Below are 17830 nucleotides of genomic sequence, written 5' to 3' on the forward strand. Positions count from 1 at the left end.
AAACTATTTGCTCAGATACATTTTTCTGCGAGAGTAGAGGTTATAGAATTCGTCATCTTTTAAGCTATCGATGAACAAAATGCTCTCTCCTGTACTCTTCATTTCAGGTCCTAGGTTTTTATTCACGTTAGGAAACTTGTTGAACGAAAATACCGGTTGTTTTATGGCATAACCATCCAGATGGGGTTTAAAATCAAAATCCTTGACCTTCTTTTCACCCAACATAACCTTAGTTGCATAATTCACATAGGGTTCGCCATAAGCCTTTGCAATAAAAGGAACGGTACGTGATGCCCTTGGATTGGCCTCAATAATGTATACAATATCATCTTTAATTGCGAACTGGATATTGATCAGACCAACGGTATTCAACGCCAAGGCAATTTTTCTGGTGTGATCCTTGATCTGTTGCATCACAAACTCACCAAGATTGAAAGGCGGCAATGTTGCGTTGGAATCTCCTGAATGTATCCCGCAAGGTTCAATATGCTCCATAATTCCTATGATATACACATCTTCTCCATCACAAATGGCATCTGCTTCCGCTTCTATTGCACCATCCAGATAATGATCTAACAGTAATTTGTTGTTCGGGATGCTTCGGAGCAAGTCTACCACATGGGCTTCCAACTCTTCCTTATTGATTACAATTTTCATCCCTTGTCCTCCCAAAACGTAGGAAGGCCTTACCAATAGTGGAAAATTAAGTTCATCGGAAAGGGCCAAAGCTTCATCCGCTGTTTCGGCCACTCCAAATTTTGGATAGGGAATATTGTTCTCTTTCAACAAAGTTGAAAAGCTACCTCTATCTTCGGCCAAATCCAAAGATTCAAAGCTGGTTCCAATAATATTGATGCCATATTTATCCAATTTCTCGGCAAGCTTCAATGCGGTCTGTCCTCCTAATTGAACAATGACACCTTCTGGCTTTTCATGGCGGATGATATCGTAGATATGCTCCCAGAAAACAGGTTCAAAATACAGTTTATCAGCCGTATCAAAATCCGTGGAAACCGTTTCCGGGTTACAGTTGATCATAATGGTCTCATAATCGCATTCAGCTGCAGCCAAAACCCCATGTACACAACAGTAATCAAACTCTATCCCCTGTCCTATTCGGTTGGGTCCTGAACCCAAAACCACAATCTTTCTCTTGTCTGTTACCTCGCTATCGTTAGCTACATACCGTTCTCCATCGGCGGTTTCTATTTCCTCTTCAAAAGTGGAATAATAATACGGTGTCATGGCCTTAAATTCTGCCGCACAGGTATCCACCAATTTATATACCCTATTAATGTTTAAACGAGTACGCTTTTTATGTACCTCGCTTTCGTAGCAATCCAACATATGGGCAATCTGTCTATCGGCAAAACCTTTTTGTTTGGCTTCCAATAAAAGTGCCTTTGGCAGACTTTCAATGGTATATTTTGAGATTTCCTGTTCCAGATAGTTCAGTTCCTCATATTGTTTTAGGAACCACATATCTATTTTGGTGATTTCATGAATCCGGGTCAACGGAATTCCCAATTGAATGGCATCATAAATCACAAAAACCCTATCCCAGCTAGGCACTTTGAGCTTTTGAATAATAGTATCATAATCTTTGTAGCCTTTCCCATCGGCTCCCAAGCCATTTCGTTTAATCTCCAGCGACTGGGTGGCTTTATGTAAAGCCTCCTGGAAAGAACGTCCAATTCCCATCACCTCACCTACAGATTTCATCTGCAAGCCCAATGTTCTGTCAGAACCTTCAAACTTATCAAAGTTCCATCTTGGGATTTTTACGATTACATAGTCCAAAGTTGGTTCAAATAATGCCGATGTGGACTTTGTAATCTGATTGTCCAATTCGTCCAAAGTGTACCCTATAGCCAGCTTAGAGGCAATTTTTGCAATAGGATATCCAGTTGCTTTTGATGCTAAAGCCGAAGATCTGGAAACTCTTGGATTGATCTCAATGGCAATGATATCCTCTTTTTCATCAGGACTTACGGCAAATTGTACATTACATCCTCCTGCAAAGTCACCAATGCTTCGCATCATATGAATGGCCATGTCACGCATACGTTGGAAGGTCTTATCGGAAAGCGTCATCGCCGGTGCAACAGTAATGGAATCTCCTGTATGGATTCCCATGGGGTCCATATTTTCGATGGTACAGATGATGACCACGTTATCATTTTTATCACGAAGCAACTCCAGTTCATACTCTTTCCATCCCATCAAAGCTTTGTCTATCATCACCTCGTGGATGGGCGATACTTCCAATCCCTTGCTCAATAAATCATCAAAATCCTCTGGATCATAAACAATAGAGGCTCCAGCGCCTCCCAAGGTAAACGAAGCCCTGATCACCAATGGAAAACCAAATTCCTGGGCGATCTCTTTTCCTTTAAGGAATGACGTTGCGGAGGCCTGGGGAGGCATGCCGATACCTATTTTCAGCATTAATTCCCTAAACTTTTCCCTATCCTCGGTAATGTTGATGGCATCAATATCTACACCTATGATTTCTACACCAAAATCTTCCCAAATCCCTTTTTCATCAGCTTCAATACATAGGTTCAAGGCCGTCTGCCCTCCCATAGTCGGTAAAACAGCATCAATATTGGGATGGTTCTTTAAAATCTCAATAATTGATTTTGTATTCAATGGTTTCAGGTACACATGATCCGCCATTTTAGGGTCGGTCATAATCGTAGCTGGGTTGCTATTGATCAAAATAGTTTCAATCCCATCCTCACGAAGTGATCTAAGTGATTGGGAACCGGAATAATCAAACTCACATGCCTGGCCAATAATGATCGGGCCAGAACCAATAATCAAAATCGATTTAAGATCTTTTCTTTTGGGCATTCTATATAGGGTTACTCGTTAACAAATTTTTCAAAATTAGATCAAAAAAAAGGTGCTAAACTTGAAAAAGTAGCACCTTTATTAAAAAGTTATTTACAGTCATTATTTCTTATGACGCGGTTCTGATGAAACAGTTAATTTCTTTCTTCCCTTTGCTCTCCTTCTCGCAAGAACTTTTCTACCATTGGCAGTCGCCATGCGTTCTCTAAAACCATGCTTGTTTCTTCTCTTCCTCTTTGACGGCTGATACGTTCTTTTCATTTCGGAACTCTTTTAATGGATTTTGTTGATGGGCAATTAAAACTACCCGAAAAATTCTGGGCGCAAATATACGAAGAGTTTTTACTTTGGCAAGTACAAAAAGAAAATATTTAAAATAGTTTTTAGTACTTTTGCCTCCTCTTTAAACTGACTCAAAATCCGAACAAAATTATGTTCCATAAAAATATAAAATTAGTCATTGCGGCCCTTATCGTTGGTTATTCAGGATATCAATTTGCAGAAGGGTATATTGGCAATGGCATATCCTTGATTTTACTTTCATTGGTGTTCATTTTCCTATATTTTAGGAATGAGTTTATTCTGATGGCCTTTTTACGTATGCGTAAACAAGATATGGAAGGTACCCAAAAATGGTTGGGCAAGATTAAAAATCCGGAAGCTGCCCTGATCAAGAAACAACAGGGGTATTACAATTACCTTCATGGCATCATCTATTCGCAAAAGAACTTGACACAGGCCGAAAAGTATTTCAAAAAAGCACTTAAACTAGGCTTAACAATGGATTATGACGTGGCCATGGCCAAATTGAGCCTTGCTGGTATTTCCATGCAAAAGCGCAGAAAACGCGAAGCGACCCAACTTCTTCAGGAAGCTAAAAAATTGGACAAGAACAATATGCTTACGGAGCAGATCAGGATGATGCAGCAGCAGATGAAGAAAATCTAGCTGTAAAAAATCCAGTTTTCAAGCACCAAATATCAATCAATTCCTTTGGAATTTGGAGCTTGGGATTTTGAATTTTAAGATTTATTGCCCCGCACCTACCATACGATAATACCCCTTATTCGGAATCTCCACCACATACTTTTTACGGGAAGCATTGTTTAAATGTGGTTCACGTAACCAAGGATTGTGTCTTTTTAATATTTTATAGTTGATTTCGTAAAGCTTTGCAAAATCCGCCCAGCTTGTCACTGCGGTATCAACTTGTACTGAAAATGTAGGTACGGTTTTATAAAAATCTTCCTTCTCTACATCAAAACCATATTTATCAGGGTTGGAAAGAATTTCTTTGAGGGCCATAATTCTAAAAACATAGCGTCCAGTTTCCTGACCTAACAAGAGATCGTAATAGTTATCCACTTTTTGAATCCTCATATATTTTTGAATTCCGCCTGGGCCAGCATTATAGGATGCAGCCGTCAGTGTCCATGTGCCAAAACGTTTCTTCCATTTGTTAATGTACTCACAGGCCGCTTGGGTAGATTTCTCAATATGGTACCGCTCATCAACATTGGCATTTACCTCCAGTCCATATTCCCTGCCAGTAGCTTTCATAAAATGCCACATTCCGGCAGCACCTTTAGGTGAGGCCACATCAATAAGTGCGCTTTCGGCAACGGCTAAATATTTAAAATCATCCGGAATACCGTTTTTTGCCAAAATTGGTTCTATAATTGGGAAATATTTGTTTGCACGCTTCATTAGCAACAGTGCATTGGATTGCCAATACGTGTTTACCAGAAACTCTCTGTCGACACGTTCCAAAACTTCAGGGTCATCCACCGGAACTTTTTCCCCAGCAAAATTCAAATCGCTTGGAATCTCAATTGCGCTTATTTTATAGCCATCCGAAACGTTCTTATCTGGTGTTTCAGCCGCTACTTTTTCCGGTTGTTCCGTGGTGTTGGACTGAACAGCAAAAATTAAACTGCCCATAACTACAATCAATCCAATACCAGCCAAGATGTTCTTTATATGTTTCATGTCAATTTTCTTTTCTTCCGTAAAGATATACTATATACAACTGTCTTCCTCTAAAATAATTGTTGGCAAATGTTCATTGAACCATTTGGCCCGATGTATGATCATGGTATGGGTGCCATTTTTAACTGTAATGCAATTCTTGATGTTTGCTATGGGAAAAACAGCATCTTTTTCTCCTTGGATATGCACCAAATTGCCTGGAGGTATGGTTTGTTTCCAATTTACAATCTTGTCGATGGACCAATCTATATAATGTTTATCCCGTATGGAAAGGTACTTTTCATATAACTCTAGCCGTTTAGTGACTGTTTCGCCAAAAGCATACTTGGCTAACAGTTCCACATTGTTCACCAATCCCGTTGGAAGGAGTTTATGTACTTTGGTATATTTGGCAAAAAGCATCTTTTTGGGGAGTTCCGAACTCCTTTTCACACTGGAAACCACTATTATCTTCTTTACCCGTATATGCTTTGCCATTTCCTGAACTAGAAGACCTCCAAAAGATACTCCAAGTAACACCGGGTCTTTGTGTTGGACATTTGAACACATCTTCTGTGCGTAACTGGAAAGAGACATTCCCTTGTCTGGAACAAACCATTCCAATCTATGAGTTTCAAAAGTATCTTCCGGGAATTTAATATCATCAAATATGGATGAATTTGCTGCCATTCCAGGCATCAGGTATACATGCGTTTTGTTGTCGGGCATTTCTCACCAAATATCGATTTGGCTAGGAAATTAGCAATTTTTTGACTAATTTTGTGTCCCTTTTGCAAATAGCCCCATTAAATTAATACAGATATAACAAAAGGGGAACATTTGATTACCGCTATGGTAATTGCACTATGTCAATTTAAAACAATACTATATGACAGAAATGGAAATTAACGACAATAGTTTCTTGCGCCAATTTGAAACTAGGGTCGATGGGCATTTGGCTAAAATTGAATATTCCTCACAAGAACGTAAGGTATTTTTAACCAAACTAGTAATTCCAGAAGAGATTACCCAAGAGGGCTTTAAAGAAACTTTTATCAAGGCCGTTTTGCATGAAATTCAAGAAAAGAACCTAAGGGTTGTACCTACCAGTCCGCACATTGCAGGTTTTTTAAGAAAGAACAGACAATATAAAGAGATGCTTCCCGTAGGGATTCGCATCTAGTGTATTACGAATCAGTTTAAAAAACCTCTCTTCGAGAGGTTTTTTTATGCCAAAACTTTATCGGAAACAAACTCGAAACGCACCAACCCATCTTCATCAATTTCGGTGAGTTGCACAGTGTGCAACGTGTTTACCAAATTAGGGTCCCAAGGTGATTTCACCTTTACGTAGTTCTCTGTAAAACCGTTAATGTAACCCGATTTATTTTCACCTTCAAACAAAACGGTTCTGGTACTTCCCAATTGACTTTCATAAAAAGCCCTTCTCTTTTTTGCCGATAGTCCACGGAGCATTTTACTGCGCTTGCTCCTTACATTCTTAGGTACGGGGTTTTCCATATAGGCTGCCAAGGTGTTGTCGCGCTCTGAATAGGTGAACACATGTAAATAGGAGATATCCAACTCATTAAGAAAATGATAGGTCTCCAAAAAATGTTCCTCCGTTTCGCCAGGGAAACCCACAATAACATCTACCCCAATACAGGCATGAGGCATTACTTCTTTTATTCGCTTTACCCTATCCACGTAAAGATTGGACAGGTATCTGCGGCGCATCAATTTTAAGATTTCATCACTCCCGCTTTGCAACGGAATATGAAAATGGGGGACAAAGGCATTGCTTTTGGCTACAAAATCAATGGTCTCGTTCTTGAGCAGGTTGGGTTCAATGGAAGATATACGAAGGCGGTGGATACCATCAACCTCATCCAATGCCTTTACCAATTCAAAGAAAGTATGTTCATGCTTTTTGTTTCCAAATTCTCCTTTACCATAGTCACCAATATTGACACCGGTAAGCACAATCTCCTTAATATCTTTTGAGGCAATCTCAGCTGCATTATGCAGTACATTTTCAAGGGTATCGCTTCGCGATATGCCCCGTGCCAAGGGAATGGTGCAATATGTGCATTTGTAATCACATCCATCCTGAACCTTTAAAAAAGCTCGGGTGCGGTCACCAATTGCATAACTACCAACATAAAAGTCAGCATCCTCAATCTCACAGGAATGCACTTCTCCCTTATCATTTTTGGCCAGGTCATTCAGGTAATCTGTAATCTTGAATTTTTCTGTGGTACCTAACACTAAATCAACACCATCCACTGCAGCCAATTCTTCAGGCTTTAATTGCGCATAGCAGCCTACCGCAGCCACAAAAGCTTCCGGATTGTTTTTTTGGGCCTGTTTTACAATGGTCTTGAAGCGTTTATCGGCATTTTCAGTTACCGAACAGGTATTGATGACATAAATGTCGGCTCTTTCGGAAAAATCAACACGCTCAAAATCTTCCTTTTCAAAACTTCTGGCAATAGTGGAAGTTTCAGAGAAGTTGAGCTTACATCCCAAAGTATAAAAAGCGACCTTTTTGTTCATTGACCCACATCCAATTTAAGGGCTGCAAAGATAGTGATTTGTTGGAAGTTACGTAATCGTGGTTGGATATGAAAAGTGGACTACCCCTCTTTGCTTTATAAAATTCATAATATGGAAAACAAGTTCAATAAATTACGAGCTTAGAGCAAAGTATAATGTCCATGAATACACAACCAGCGGCCATTTTCTTTTACAAAAATTCGTGTTGACTTACCTCTTGAGGTAAAGGGTACTCCGTTCGTGATGCCTTTGTCCCTCCAATAATAGGTGATCCATGCAACATTGCTCTTCACCGTAATCAATGGCTCTTCCATTTCGGTATGTATACCTTCTGAGTTTTTCACCCATTCCGTCACTCCTTTCACCTCCGCTTCCTTTCCAATCCTCAGTATGGAATCTGTCTCCCCAAATTGGGTGAAATTAGGATGTACGTAACTTGCGTAGCGTTCCACATCTCCTTTTTCAATGGCATCCCACATGGCTACAAGCGTAGTTTTGATAGCTTGTTTTTGCTGTAGCTCGCTCCCATCACTGCTTAAAGGTTCTGCTATTTCCTGCTTACAGGCAGTAACCATAAAAAACAAAATTGCCAAGGCAATCCATGCTCTCATTTTTTTATTAGGTTTTACTGGCTAAAAAGACGATCAATTATAAATGTTTACTATACAAACTTACTGTCATTCTAATAATTCCGCCATTTTTTGGTCTCCTCAAAGACGTGCTGCAAAATCTTGGCTTCGGTTTCATCAAATTCTTTGCCTCTTCTAGCCATCATCACTTTGGCAGCTTCAAAAGCTTTTTTGGGCATATAGGTAGAAAAGCCAGAGGCTCCTCCCCAACTAAAACTGGGAATAAAGTTTCTTGGGAATCCCGGCACATAAATATTAGTGTTTACTCCAATTACAGTTCCAGTGTTAAACATGGTATTTATAGCAGTCTTACTATGATCACCCATCATAAGTCCGCAAAATTGAAGCCCTGTATGGTCAAATTTTTCAGTGGCATAGTTCCAAATACGGACTTTGGCATAGTTATTCTTTAGGTTGGAATTGTTGGAGTCAGCACCAATGTTGCACCATTCTCCTAACACAGCGTTGCCCAAATATCCATCATGCCCTTTACTGGAATACCCGAAAATAACGGAATTATTAACCTCACCACATACCTTTCCAAAAGGGCCAACTGTGGTAGGGCCATACATTTTAGCGCCCATTTTTACCACAGCACTTTCACATAGGGCCAAAGCTCCTCGAACCATGCAACCCTCCCATATCTCGGCATTCTTACCTAAATAAATAGGGCCTTTGGTGGCATTTAAAATACTGTGTTCAACACTGGCACCCTCTTCCAAAAAGATGTTTTCTGGGCACGTCAACCGGTTTGTATCAGAAATTGGTGCGCTTTTTCGTCCAGCCGTAATCAAATCAAAATCTGCCTGTAACGCCTCGCCATTTTTAGAGAAAATATCCCAGGTGTAATCTACGGTAAGTATATCGCCATCAAACTCAATTCGTCTATAGTCTGAAAAATCAACTTCTTCGTTGACATCCCTGATAGCATAAGCTACTACCCTATCTTGATAAAAAACAGCCTCCCTTTCTTTTAAAGAAAGAACCATTTGTGCAAGCGATTCGTTTGGGAGAAAAGAGGAGATTATGACAACATTGTCAGGAGCTTCAACCATGGTATATTTCTCTGACAAATATTCCTCAGTCTTAAAACTTGCAGAGGTCTTCAGGTATTTTTCCCATTTTTCACGTATGGTCAAAATCCCAATACGTATTTCGGCAACAGGTCTTGTAAATGTGAATGGGAGCAGGGATTTCCGCTGTGGACCATCAGAAAGAATATAGTTCATGGTTGAGCTTTAGATTGGTAAAAATAAAAAACGCCCCTGAAAGTGAATCAGAGGCGCCTTATATTATTGTAGAAAAATATTTATTCTGCCTTTTTCTCTTCTTTACTGAATTTCTTGTACTTATTTTTGAACTTGTCAATCCTACCAGCAGTATCCACCAATTTGGTCTTACCGGTATAATAAGGATGCGAAGTTCTTGAAATCTCCAACTTCACCAAAGGATATTCAACACCATCAACAGTGATTTTTTCCTTCGCTTCTGCAGTAGACTTGGTAATAAACACGTCATCATTGGACATATCCTTAAAAGCTACCAATCTATAATTTTCTGGGTGTATACCTTTTCTCATCTTCTTAATTTCTAAATCTCAGAATTTTCGAGGTGCAAATTTAATGATTTCTTCCATATTGCCAACTTAAAATCAGTAAAAAAGAAAAAATCTATCTTTAGATGTAACAAAAGAACCAACTTATTCACTAACAAGCTACAATCAACATACAAAAATCAGATAAAATGGAAGAAAATCAACCAAAAACAGGGAAGTTTTCCCTGAATTACGGATTAATCCTTGGAGGCATCAGTCTCATTTTTGGGATTATGCTGTACACCCAGGACATGCACACCTCTCAAAGTCCTGTAATTATGATCATAGGATTAGTGCTTGCTGCTGTGGTAACCTATTTGGGTATTTCAAACTTTAGGAAGGCCAACGAGGGCTACCTAAGCCTTGGTCAGGCACTGAAAATTGGAGCAGGCATTGCGCTTATCTCAGCAATAATTGCAATTGCTTACAATTATGCTTTGGTAAATTATATAGATCCAGATGCGCCATCTAAAATCATGGATGCAAGATTGGGGCCTGCGCTTGAAAGTGGGGAGATTACACAAGAACAATTTAATGTCCAAAAGGAACAGAGCATTAAGTTTTGGTGGATGGGATATCCCTTTATTTTAATCATAAATATTCTTATAGGCCTTGTTCTAGGTTTAATATCAGGTCTAATCTTGAAAAAAGCCAAGCCCGCTTACTAAGTAAAAAATACTACTTTTGAAGGGAATTCCAGAAATAAACAATGCAGATTTCCATTGTAATTCCTTTACTTAACGAAGAAGAATCCATAAAAGAACTCCATGATTGGATTGCAGATGTTATGCAATCCAATCATTTTTTATATGAGATCATCTTTATAGATGATGGAAGCACCGATAGTTCTTGGGCGATCATTGCATCACTTTCTGAAAAAAATGAAAGCGTAAAAGGTATACGGTTTTTAAAAAACTATGGAAAATCCCAAGCATTGCATGCCGGGTTTAAAGCTGCACAGGGAGAAGTAGTAATTACCATGGATGCTGACCTACAGGATAATCCTGAAGAAATCCCGGAACTTTACAAAATGGTAAAAGAAGATGGAAACCATATTGTTTCTGGCTGGAAAAAGAAACGTTATGATTCCATCATCACAAAGAACATCCCCTCCAAACTTTTTAATTGGGCTGCTCGAAAAACATCCGGTTTAAAACTTCATGACTTTAATTGTGGTCTCAAGGCTTATAAAAATGACGTTATTAAAAACATAGAGGTTTCAGGGGATATGCACCGTTATATTCCTGTTCTTGCCAAAAATGCCGGTTTTTCCAAAATCTCAGAAAAGGTGGTTAAGCACCAAGCCCGTAAATATGGAAGTACCAAGTTTGGAGCAGAACGTTTTATAAATGGCTTCTTGGATTTGATAACCATTTGGTTTGTGTCAAAATTTGGGCGTCAGCCGATGCACCTATTTGGGGCTTTGGGTGTGCTTATGTTTATTGTTGGATTTGGATTCTCTGTATATTTGGGAGTGGATAAGCTCTTTTTAAATCCTACGGGGAGATTGATTACTGAACGTCCACAGTTTTACATTGCCCTAACAGCAATGATTATTGGAACACAATTGTTTTTAGCAGGTTTTTTAGGGGAAATAATGGTTCGTTCCAGGAAAAATGACACCCGCTATACCATCTCCAATAAAATTAACGTTTAGGTCAACGTAAAAGCAGATTCTTTGTAATTTTAACAGGATAAAACTTAAGTAATATTTAATGGATTCTATTCTATCAACCGCACAAACCTGGCTTACTGATTTTTTTGATTCAGAAACCAAAAAAGAAATACAAGACCTTATTGCCAACGATACCGAAGAACTAAAGGAAAGATTTTATAAAAATCTAGAATTTGGCACAGGTGGAATGCGGGGCATCATGGGTGTCGGAACCAATAGAATCAATAAATATACGCTTGGAAAAAACACCCAAGGACTTAGCAATTATTTAAAAAAATCGTATCCAAACGAAGAAATCAAAGTGGTGATCGCCTATGATTGTCGACATAACTCTGATAGTTTGGCCAGGATTGTCTCCGAAGTTTTTTCCGCCAATGGAATTAAAGTGTTCCTCTTTTCAGAATTGCGAACTACCCCTGAGCTCTCTTTTTCAGTTAGGCATTTAAATTGTCATGCCGGTATTGTCCTGACAGCTTCCCACAATCCACCCGAATATAATGGATATAAAGTGTATTGGACGGATGGAGGTCAAATTGTACCGCCACAAGATGGCGAGATCATTGCCGAAATTGATTCCCTTTCCTTTGAGGACATCAAGTTTGAACCCAATGACAATCTCATTCAATTAATTGATAAAGATGTGGATGAGGCTTTTTTTAACGAATCCGTTAGCAAAGGAAGTTTTGGCGCAAAAGGAAAGGATGATTTTAAAATTGTATTCACCTCCTTACATGGAACTTCTATTACCGCGATACCCGAAGTATTGAAAAGGGCCGGATATAGCAATGTGACCATAATTGATGAACAAGCAAAGCCCGATGGCAACTTTCCAACCGTGGAATCCCCTAATCCCGAGGAACCAGAAGCGTTGAGAATAGCAATTAAAAAAGCAGAGGAAATTGGTGCAGATATGGTTGTCGGTACGGACCCGGATAGCGACCGTTTGGGAATAGCCGTTAGAAACCTTGAAGGTGAAATAGAGCTTTTAAACGGAAACCAGACTATGGTGCTCATGACAAAATTTCTTTTAGATCAGTATAAAAAGAATGGGTTCAAAGGCAATGAGTTTGTGGCCACAACCATCGTGTCTACTCCAATGGTGTGGCAAATGGCCAGGGCCTACAATGTGGAGTGCAAGATATCATTAACAGGATTTAAATGGATTGGTGAAATGATCAAGGACTTCTCAGATTCTACCTTTATAGGAGGTGGAGAAGAGAGCTTTGGTTTTATGGTAGGCGATTTTGTTCGCGACAAAGATGCCGTTACCTCTACCCTACTGGCCTGTGAAGCTGCTTCAGATGCAAAAGCCAATGGAAGTTCTTTTTATAAGGAACTCATTGATTGCTATGTGAGCTTTGGCTTTTATAAGGAACATCTGGTTTCCCTAACAAAAAAAGGAATCAGCGGTGCCGAGGAAATAAAGCAAATGCTGATTGATTTTAAGGAAAACCCCGTTGAATCTGTTCAAGGGTCCAAGGTGGTATGGATTGAAGATTATAATACCTCCATAGCCAAAAATGTGCAGACTGGAGAGGAAAAGGTCATTGACCTACCAAAATCCAATGTTTTAATCTACGAAACTGAAGATGGGACAAGAATTGCGGCAAGACCCAGTGGAACTGAACCTAAAGTCAAGTTTTACATCAGTACAAATGCCAAATTGGAAAAAGCAGCAGATTTTAAATCCGTAAATTCGCAGTTGGATTCCAAAATAAAAGGCATCCTTTCCGAATTGAATTTATAGCTGAATGAATTACTTTAAAAAGATTCTCCGTTTTGCGGTGCCCTACCGCAAATACGGTTTTCTTAATATATTTTTCAATATCCTTTACGCACTTTTTAGTGCGCTTTCATTTGCCGCATTGATCCCTATGCTCGATGCTCTTTTTAAGCCAGGAGAGAAAGTAACCGTGGAGCCTGTGTATGAAGGTGTTTCAGGCCTAAAGGACTATTTGCAGCAATACGTTAATTATCATGTAACAGCATATTCAGGTGATGACGAGATGAAAGGTCTTGTACTGGTAATCGGTCTTGTTCTAGTACTCTTCCTATTGAAGAACCTATTCAATTATTTAGCAATGTACTTCATCACATTCCTTCGGAATGGGGTGTTGAAAGATGTGCGGAATAAGATGTACGAAAAAATTGTGGATCTACCCATTTCCTATTTTTCGGAAAAAAGGAAAGGAGATGTTATTGCGCGCATTACATCAGATGTACTGGAAATACAGCATTCCTTTCTTTCCATTTTGGAATTGATCGTAAGAGAGCCACTGACCATATTGTTCACCATTCTCATCATGTTTGGCATTAGCACCAAGCTTACCATATTCGTTTTTGTATTTATTCCCATTGCAGGGATGATTATTTCCAGAATTGGTAAATCCCTCAAACGAAAATCGGATAAGGTTCAAAAGGAACAAGGTGAATTCTTGTCAATTGTTGAGGAAACACTGGGTGGGTTACGTGTTGTAAAAGCTTTCAATGCCGAGTCCAAGTTCAACAAAATCTTTAAAAGGTCTACAAACCGGTTTTTTAAATTTTCTAATTCACTATTGAACAGACAAAATTTGGCATCTCCCACTGGCGAGTTTTTAGGGATTTTGGTTATTGGGGTATTGCTTTGGTTTGGGGGAAAAATGGTTTTGATAGATAAAACTCTGGATCCGTCATCATTTATCGCTTATATGGGGTTGGCCTATAACATCCTTACTCCAGCCAAATCCATAAGCAAAGCCTCCTATGGAGTTCGTAAAGGAAATGCCGCAGCAGAAAGAGTTTTGGAGATTTTAGAATCTGAAAACCCTATTTCCGATAGTGAAAATGCCATCACCAAAAAAGATTTCTCAAAAGATATTGCCATCAAAGATGTCTCCTTCAAATACGAAGATGATTACGTGTTAAAAAGCTTCAATTTGGAGGTCAAAAAAGGGCATACGGTAGCCTTGGTAGGGCAATCTGGAAGTGGAAAAAGTACTATTGCCAATTTGGTGACCCGTTTTTATGATGTAAATGAGGGTGAAATATTGATTGATGACACCAACATAAAAGATATTTCTAAAAAGTCACTTCGTGGATTAATGGGATTGGTTACCCAAGATTCTATTTTATTCAATGACACGGTTAAAAACAATATTGGCCTTGGAAAGGAAAATGCGACCGATGATGAAATCATTGCTGCAGCCAAAATTGCCAATGCCCATAATTTTATTATGGAACTCCCTGATGGCTATGACACCAATATTGGTGATAGTGGGAATAAGCTCAGTGGTGGACAAAAACAACGCCTTTCCATCGCCAGGGCAGTGCTTAAAAACCCTCCCATCATGATTTTGGACGAAGCTACTTCAGCTTTAGATACAGAAAGTGAGCGTTTGGTGCAGGATGCATTGGAAAAAATGATGCGGAATAGAACTTCCATTGTAATCGCGCATCGATTGTCCACCATTCAAAATGCTGATTCCATTGTGGTGCTCAGCAAAGGAAAAATTGTAGAACAGGGCACTCATGAAGAATTGATGAAATCCGCTAAAGGCTACAAAAAATTGGTGGAGATGCAATCCCTAAGCTAACTATCAGATATCAGACATCTAAAGAATTAAACCTTTTTCCATTACCTTAGTCATAGCACCAAAATGTAGAAACATTTGATTGCTGAGGAAACCTTAGTCAACGAACTAAAACAAAAAGAAAGCCAAGCACGGGCCTTTGAAGTATTGGTCAATACTTACAAAGAGCGGTTGTATTGGCACATCCGAAGGATTGTTTTAAACCATGATGATACTGATGATGTGTTACAGAATACGTTTATAAAGGTTTACCGGAACATAGAAGGCTTTAAGGGAGACAGTAAGTTGTATTCTTGGATGTACCGTATCGCCACAAATGAGTCACTTACTTTTCTGAAGCAGAAGTCAAAAAAATTGGGGGTAAGCGATGAAGAACTAAAAATGAAAATGGTTGAAAATTTACAATCGGATGTGTATTTTGAAGGAGATGAAATCCAATTAAAATTGCAAAAGGCCATGGCCACACTTCCTGACAAGCAAAAATTGGTATTTACCATGAAATATTTTCAGGAAATGAAGTATGAGGAAATTTCAGAAGTGTTGGAAACATCGGTGGGAGGTTTAAAAGCATCCTACCATTTGGCCGTAAAGAAAATTGAAACGTATCTTAAGGCGGATTAAACCTTTATGGGTTTTAACCGTCTAACCAAAAAAGATGGGAAAAGACAGGGAAAATAATTTTAAAACTCCGGAAGGCTATTTTGATAACTTCCATGACCGACTCATGGATAAAATCAATCAGGAAGAAACTGGACAAGAAAGCTCTATCATACCAAAATCGGATGGGTTTACCGCTCCCGATGGGTATTTTGATCAGCTTCCAAAAAAAGTGCTATCCAAACTTGATCAGGAACCCAAGGTCGTTCAACTAAATCCCTATAAAAAATTCTATTATAGTGCCGCAGCTGTAGCAGCTGTACTTCTATTATATTTTGGATTGAATTTAAATTCTAAGCCCGATATAGATTTTGAAGATTTGGCCGAGGCTGAAATAAATGCATATTTTGATGGCACCGACTTTGATTTTAGCCCTTATGAGCTTGCCGAAGTAGTGGATATTGAAGAACTAACGCTAGACGATGTTTTGGAAAACCAATTGGAAGATGAAAACATATTGCAATATTTGGACGAGAACCTGGAAGATTTGGATGATTTAAACCTAGATTATGTCGATTATGAATAAAAAGTTACTCATACTATTTGTCTTTTTAATGGGAAATTCATGGTTTTATGCCCAAGGACCGGGGAGGGAACGCATTAAAACATTGAAAGTGGCCTTTATTACGGAAAGAGTTGGACTTACTGCAAAAGAAGCACAGACATTTTGGCCCATTTACAATGAATATGACGAAACTCTGGAAGCAATCCGCCGTAGAGAACGATTGGAACTGAGGTCCCAAATAGCTATGATTCAAGATCTATCCGATACTGAATCTTCGGCCCTATTGGATAAGTTCCTAGCAACTCAAAAAGAAAAGCACGAGGCAGAACAAGATTTCATCGCTAAAATCAGAAATGTACTGTCTCCCAAAAAGACGGTATTGCTGTTAAAAGCTGAGGAAGATTTTAAAAGGCGCCTACTGCAACAAATGCGTAAGCGCAGAGGGGGTGGGTAAATTCAAAAATCGACAAAATGCACTAAAAAGGAGCCATATGGCTCCTTTTTTCATTAAACCCTTTATCAAAATGGTAGTCAAAGAACTAGAAACCATAAAAATCTACGTTATGAAAAATTTGAAAAGAGTTCTATTCACAATAGCACTTCTAGGAACAATACTTACTGTCAATGCGCAGCGTACGGTAGTTAAAGTCTATCCAAAACACGGTACGGTGGTCACAAAGGTTACCAAACCCAAAATTGTGATTCATAAAAAGACCAATTTCTATTTTGCCGATGGGATATGGTATAAAGCCAGAGGTAAAAAATATGTGGTATGTGCAGCTCCTACCGGAATAAAAGTGAGAAAATTGCCTAGAGCCCGGAGAGTTGTTGTGGTAAATGGACGAAAATTATACAAATACCGAGGTGTTTGGTACAAAAAAAGAGGACGACATTATGTTGTTGTAACCGTTTAGTCGGTTTGGTTGGTTGTTAGTTTAAAGAAGAGCGGCTAGTTCCGCTCTTCTTTTGTTAAATTATACTGTTCATCAACTTTTAAAACGACTGATCAAGGCTACTGGCACTCACAACCGCAAAATTCCCTAAAGCTGCTCTTTTTGTTGATGTATTCACAATGTTTCCAGTTAGATTAACAGGTGGTGTGGCAAACAAGTGTCCAGGATCACCTTCTTCATCAGAACTATTGGAATCATCTTGTGCGATAAGATTAAGGTAAAATTGAAACGTCCCATAATTTAAATTGTATAGCGTGGCCTTTATTCTGTTCCCACCAACGTTATCAGTTTCTATAAAAGCCTCCTCATTTCCATCAAAAAGGGTGTCGCTGGACACCTCGAACAAATTGAACAAAAAGTCTGGTCCATTAAAAAAATCAAATGCAAGATAATAGAGGTTGGTGGCATCCCCAGGGTCTTTAAAACTTACCCTGGTCATGTTATTATCCATTTCAACCTTCGTTATGGGCACAGTGGGTCTCAATTGTTCCGCTTCGGACTTAAAATTAGCATGCCCCGGTACTTCAACCTCTATCCAATAAAAATTGCCAACATTTGCAGAAACGACTGCCGCGCTGGTATATATCCCATTGTTTTCAACAAAACTATCCGTCACCAATTCGGTAGTACCCGTCTGGTCTTTAGTAAAAAGTGATATTGAGGCATTGGATACAGGTTTAACGGTAACATTTTTTACCGGAACAGTTTCTTGGATTCCAATGGTTACATTATCAGGTTCATTGCTTATACCACCAAAAATGAAAATCTGAGGTTCAAACTTTGTTTGTGGGTCAATTTCCTTAGTGCAGGCTAAATGAGCAAAAAATACTAATACAATCAACAATCTTCTTAATGTTTTCATAGC

At 39.0% G+C, this 17830-nt stretch carries 19 protein-coding genes; 10 read left to right on the forward strand and 9 right to left on the reverse strand.

The genetic code is table 11. The annotated features are described in order from the left end of the window. Window positions 1-3: 3 nt before the first annotated feature. Together carB and rpmH are read right to left on the reverse strand one after the other, a co-directional pair. Complete coding sequence (gene carB, locus ACOQO1_RS06990) at window positions 4-2856, reverse strand: carbamoyl-phosphate synthase large subunit (protein WP_420602148.1); 2853 nt, start codon at window positions 2854-2856, stop codon at window positions 4-6. Window positions 2857-2958: 102 nt separating this feature from the next. Further along, on the reverse strand, window positions 2959-3117 hold the full coding sequence (rpmH, locus tag ACOQO1_RS06995) for a 50S ribosomal protein L34 (RefSeq protein WP_082433296.1): 159 nt from the start codon (window positions 3115-3117) through the stop codon (window positions 2959-2961). A 171-nt stretch (window positions 3118-3288) separates the two neighbouring features. Between rpmH and ACOQO1_RS07000 the strand changes: the two genes are divergently transcribed. After that, window positions 3289-3804 carry a DUF2892 domain-containing protein gene (locus tag ACOQO1_RS07000; RefSeq protein ID WP_420602149.1) on the forward strand — a complete coding sequence of 172 codons (516 nt, stop codon included), beginning with the start codon at window positions 3289-3291 and terminating at the stop codon, window positions 3802-3804. An 81-nt stretch (window positions 3805-3885) separates the two neighbouring features. On the opposite strand, the gene ACOQO1_RS07005 is transcribed toward ACOQO1_RS07000, so the two are convergent. Then, window positions 3886-4845, reverse strand: a complete 960-nt coding sequence (locus ACOQO1_RS07005; RefSeq protein ID WP_420602150.1) for a lytic transglycosylase domain-containing protein — start codon at window positions 4843-4845, stop codon at window positions 3886-3888. A gap of 30 nt (window positions 4846-4875) precedes the next feature. Then, window positions 4876-5553 carry an alpha/beta fold hydrolase gene (locus ACOQO1_RS07010; RefSeq protein ID WP_420602151.1) on the reverse strand — a complete coding sequence of 226 codons (678 nt, stop codon included), beginning with the start codon at window positions 5551-5553 and terminating at the stop codon, window positions 4876-4878. A gap of 160 nt (window positions 5554-5713) precedes the next feature. Between ACOQO1_RS07010 and ACOQO1_RS07015 the strand changes: the two genes are divergently transcribed. Continuing rightward, window positions 5714-6007 carry a GNAT family N-acetyltransferase gene (locus ACOQO1_RS07015; protein ID WP_073176257.1) on the forward strand — a complete coding sequence of 98 codons (294 nt, stop codon included), beginning with the start codon at window positions 5714-5716 and terminating at the stop codon, window positions 6005-6007. A gap of 44 nt (window positions 6008-6051) precedes the next feature. Here ACOQO1_RS07015 and mtaB read toward each other — a convergent pair whose 3' ends face one another. The 4 genes from mtaB to ACOQO1_RS07035 all read right to left on the reverse strand — a co-directional run bounded on the left by mtaB (window position 6052) and on the right by ACOQO1_RS07035 (window position 9588). Then, complete coding sequence (mtaB, locus tag ACOQO1_RS07020) at window positions 6052-7380, reverse strand: tRNA (N(6)-L-threonylcarbamoyladenosine(37)-C(2))-methylthiotransferase MtaB (RefSeq protein ID WP_420602152.1); 1329 nt, start codon at window positions 7378-7380, stop codon at window positions 6052-6054. A gap of 140 nt (window positions 7381-7520) precedes the next feature. After that, window positions 7521-7991, reverse strand: a complete 471-nt coding sequence (locus ACOQO1_RS07025) for a YybH family protein (protein ID WP_420602153.1) — start codon at window positions 7989-7991, stop codon at window positions 7521-7523. Window positions 7992-8062: 71 nt separating this feature from the next. Beyond that, window positions 8063-9238, reverse strand: a complete 1176-nt coding sequence (locus ACOQO1_RS07030) for a GlmU family protein (protein WP_420602154.1) — start codon at window positions 9236-9238, stop codon at window positions 8063-8065. A gap of 80 nt (window positions 9239-9318) precedes the next feature. After that, window positions 9319-9588 carry a type B 50S ribosomal protein L31 gene (locus tag ACOQO1_RS07035; RefSeq protein WP_097046002.1) on the reverse strand — a complete coding sequence of 90 codons (270 nt, stop codon included), beginning with the start codon at window positions 9586-9588 and terminating at the stop codon, window positions 9319-9321. Window positions 9589-9752: 164 nt separating this feature from the next. Between ACOQO1_RS07035 and ACOQO1_RS07040 the strand changes: the two genes are divergently transcribed. The 8 genes from ACOQO1_RS07040 (at window position 9753) to ACOQO1_RS07075 (ending at window position 16926) form a co-directional block, all read left to right on the forward strand. Then, a complete protein-coding gene (locus tag ACOQO1_RS07040; protein WP_420602155.1) occupies window positions 9753-10271 on the forward strand; it encodes a DUF4199 domain-containing protein in 519 nt (172 codons plus the stop codon). Window positions 10272-10312: 41 nt separating this feature from the next. Further along, window positions 10313-11260, forward strand: coding sequence for a glycosyltransferase family 2 protein (locus tag ACOQO1_RS07045; protein ID WP_420602156.1), 948 nt, complete (start codon window positions 10313-10315; stop codon window positions 11258-11260). 58 nt (window positions 11261-11318) lie between these two features. Beyond that, a complete protein-coding gene (locus tag ACOQO1_RS07050) occupies window positions 11319-13025 on the forward strand; it encodes a phospho-sugar mutase (RefSeq protein ID WP_420602157.1) in 1707 nt (568 codons plus the stop codon). A gap of 4 nt (window positions 13026-13029) precedes the next feature. Next, window positions 13030-14853 carry an ABC transporter ATP-binding protein gene (locus tag ACOQO1_RS07055; protein WP_420602158.1) on the forward strand — a complete coding sequence of 608 codons (1824 nt, stop codon included), beginning with the start codon at window positions 13030-13032 and terminating at the stop codon, window positions 14851-14853. Between the two features lie 75 nt (window positions 14854-14928). Next, window positions 14929-15471 carry an RNA polymerase sigma factor gene (locus tag ACOQO1_RS07060; RefSeq protein WP_420602159.1) on the forward strand — a complete coding sequence of 181 codons (543 nt, stop codon included), beginning with the start codon at window positions 14929-14931 and terminating at the stop codon, window positions 15469-15471. A gap of 34 nt (window positions 15472-15505) precedes the next feature. Next, window positions 15506-16033 carry a hypothetical protein gene (locus tag ACOQO1_RS07065; RefSeq protein ID WP_420602160.1) on the forward strand — a complete coding sequence of 176 codons (528 nt, stop codon included), beginning with the start codon at window positions 15506-15508 and terminating at the stop codon, window positions 16031-16033. Next, window positions 16026-16466, forward strand: coding sequence for a hypothetical protein (locus tag ACOQO1_RS07070; RefSeq protein WP_420602161.1), 441 nt, complete (start codon window positions 16026-16028; stop codon window positions 16464-16466). Before ACOQO1_RS07065 ends, ACOQO1_RS07070 begins: the two co-directional genes overlap by 8 nt. Window positions 16467-16575: 109 nt before the next feature. Beyond that, window positions 16576-16926, forward strand: a complete 351-nt coding sequence (locus tag ACOQO1_RS07075) for a DUF6515 family protein (RefSeq protein WP_420602162.1) — start codon at window positions 16576-16578, stop codon at window positions 16924-16926. A gap of 79 nt (window positions 16927-17005) precedes the next feature. Here the strand turns inward: ACOQO1_RS07075 and ACOQO1_RS07080 are convergent, their stop codons facing one another. After that, window positions 17006-17827, reverse strand: a complete 822-nt coding sequence (locus tag ACOQO1_RS07080; RefSeq protein WP_420602163.1) for a DUF4249 family protein — start codon at window positions 17825-17827, stop codon at window positions 17006-17008. Window positions 17828-17830: the final 3 nt, after the last annotated feature.

Origin of the sequence: Flagellimonas sp. (assembly GCF_965222555.1) — a bacterium.
GTDB lineage: Bacteria > Bacteroidota > Bacteroidia > Flavobacteriales > Flavobacteriaceae > Flagellimonas.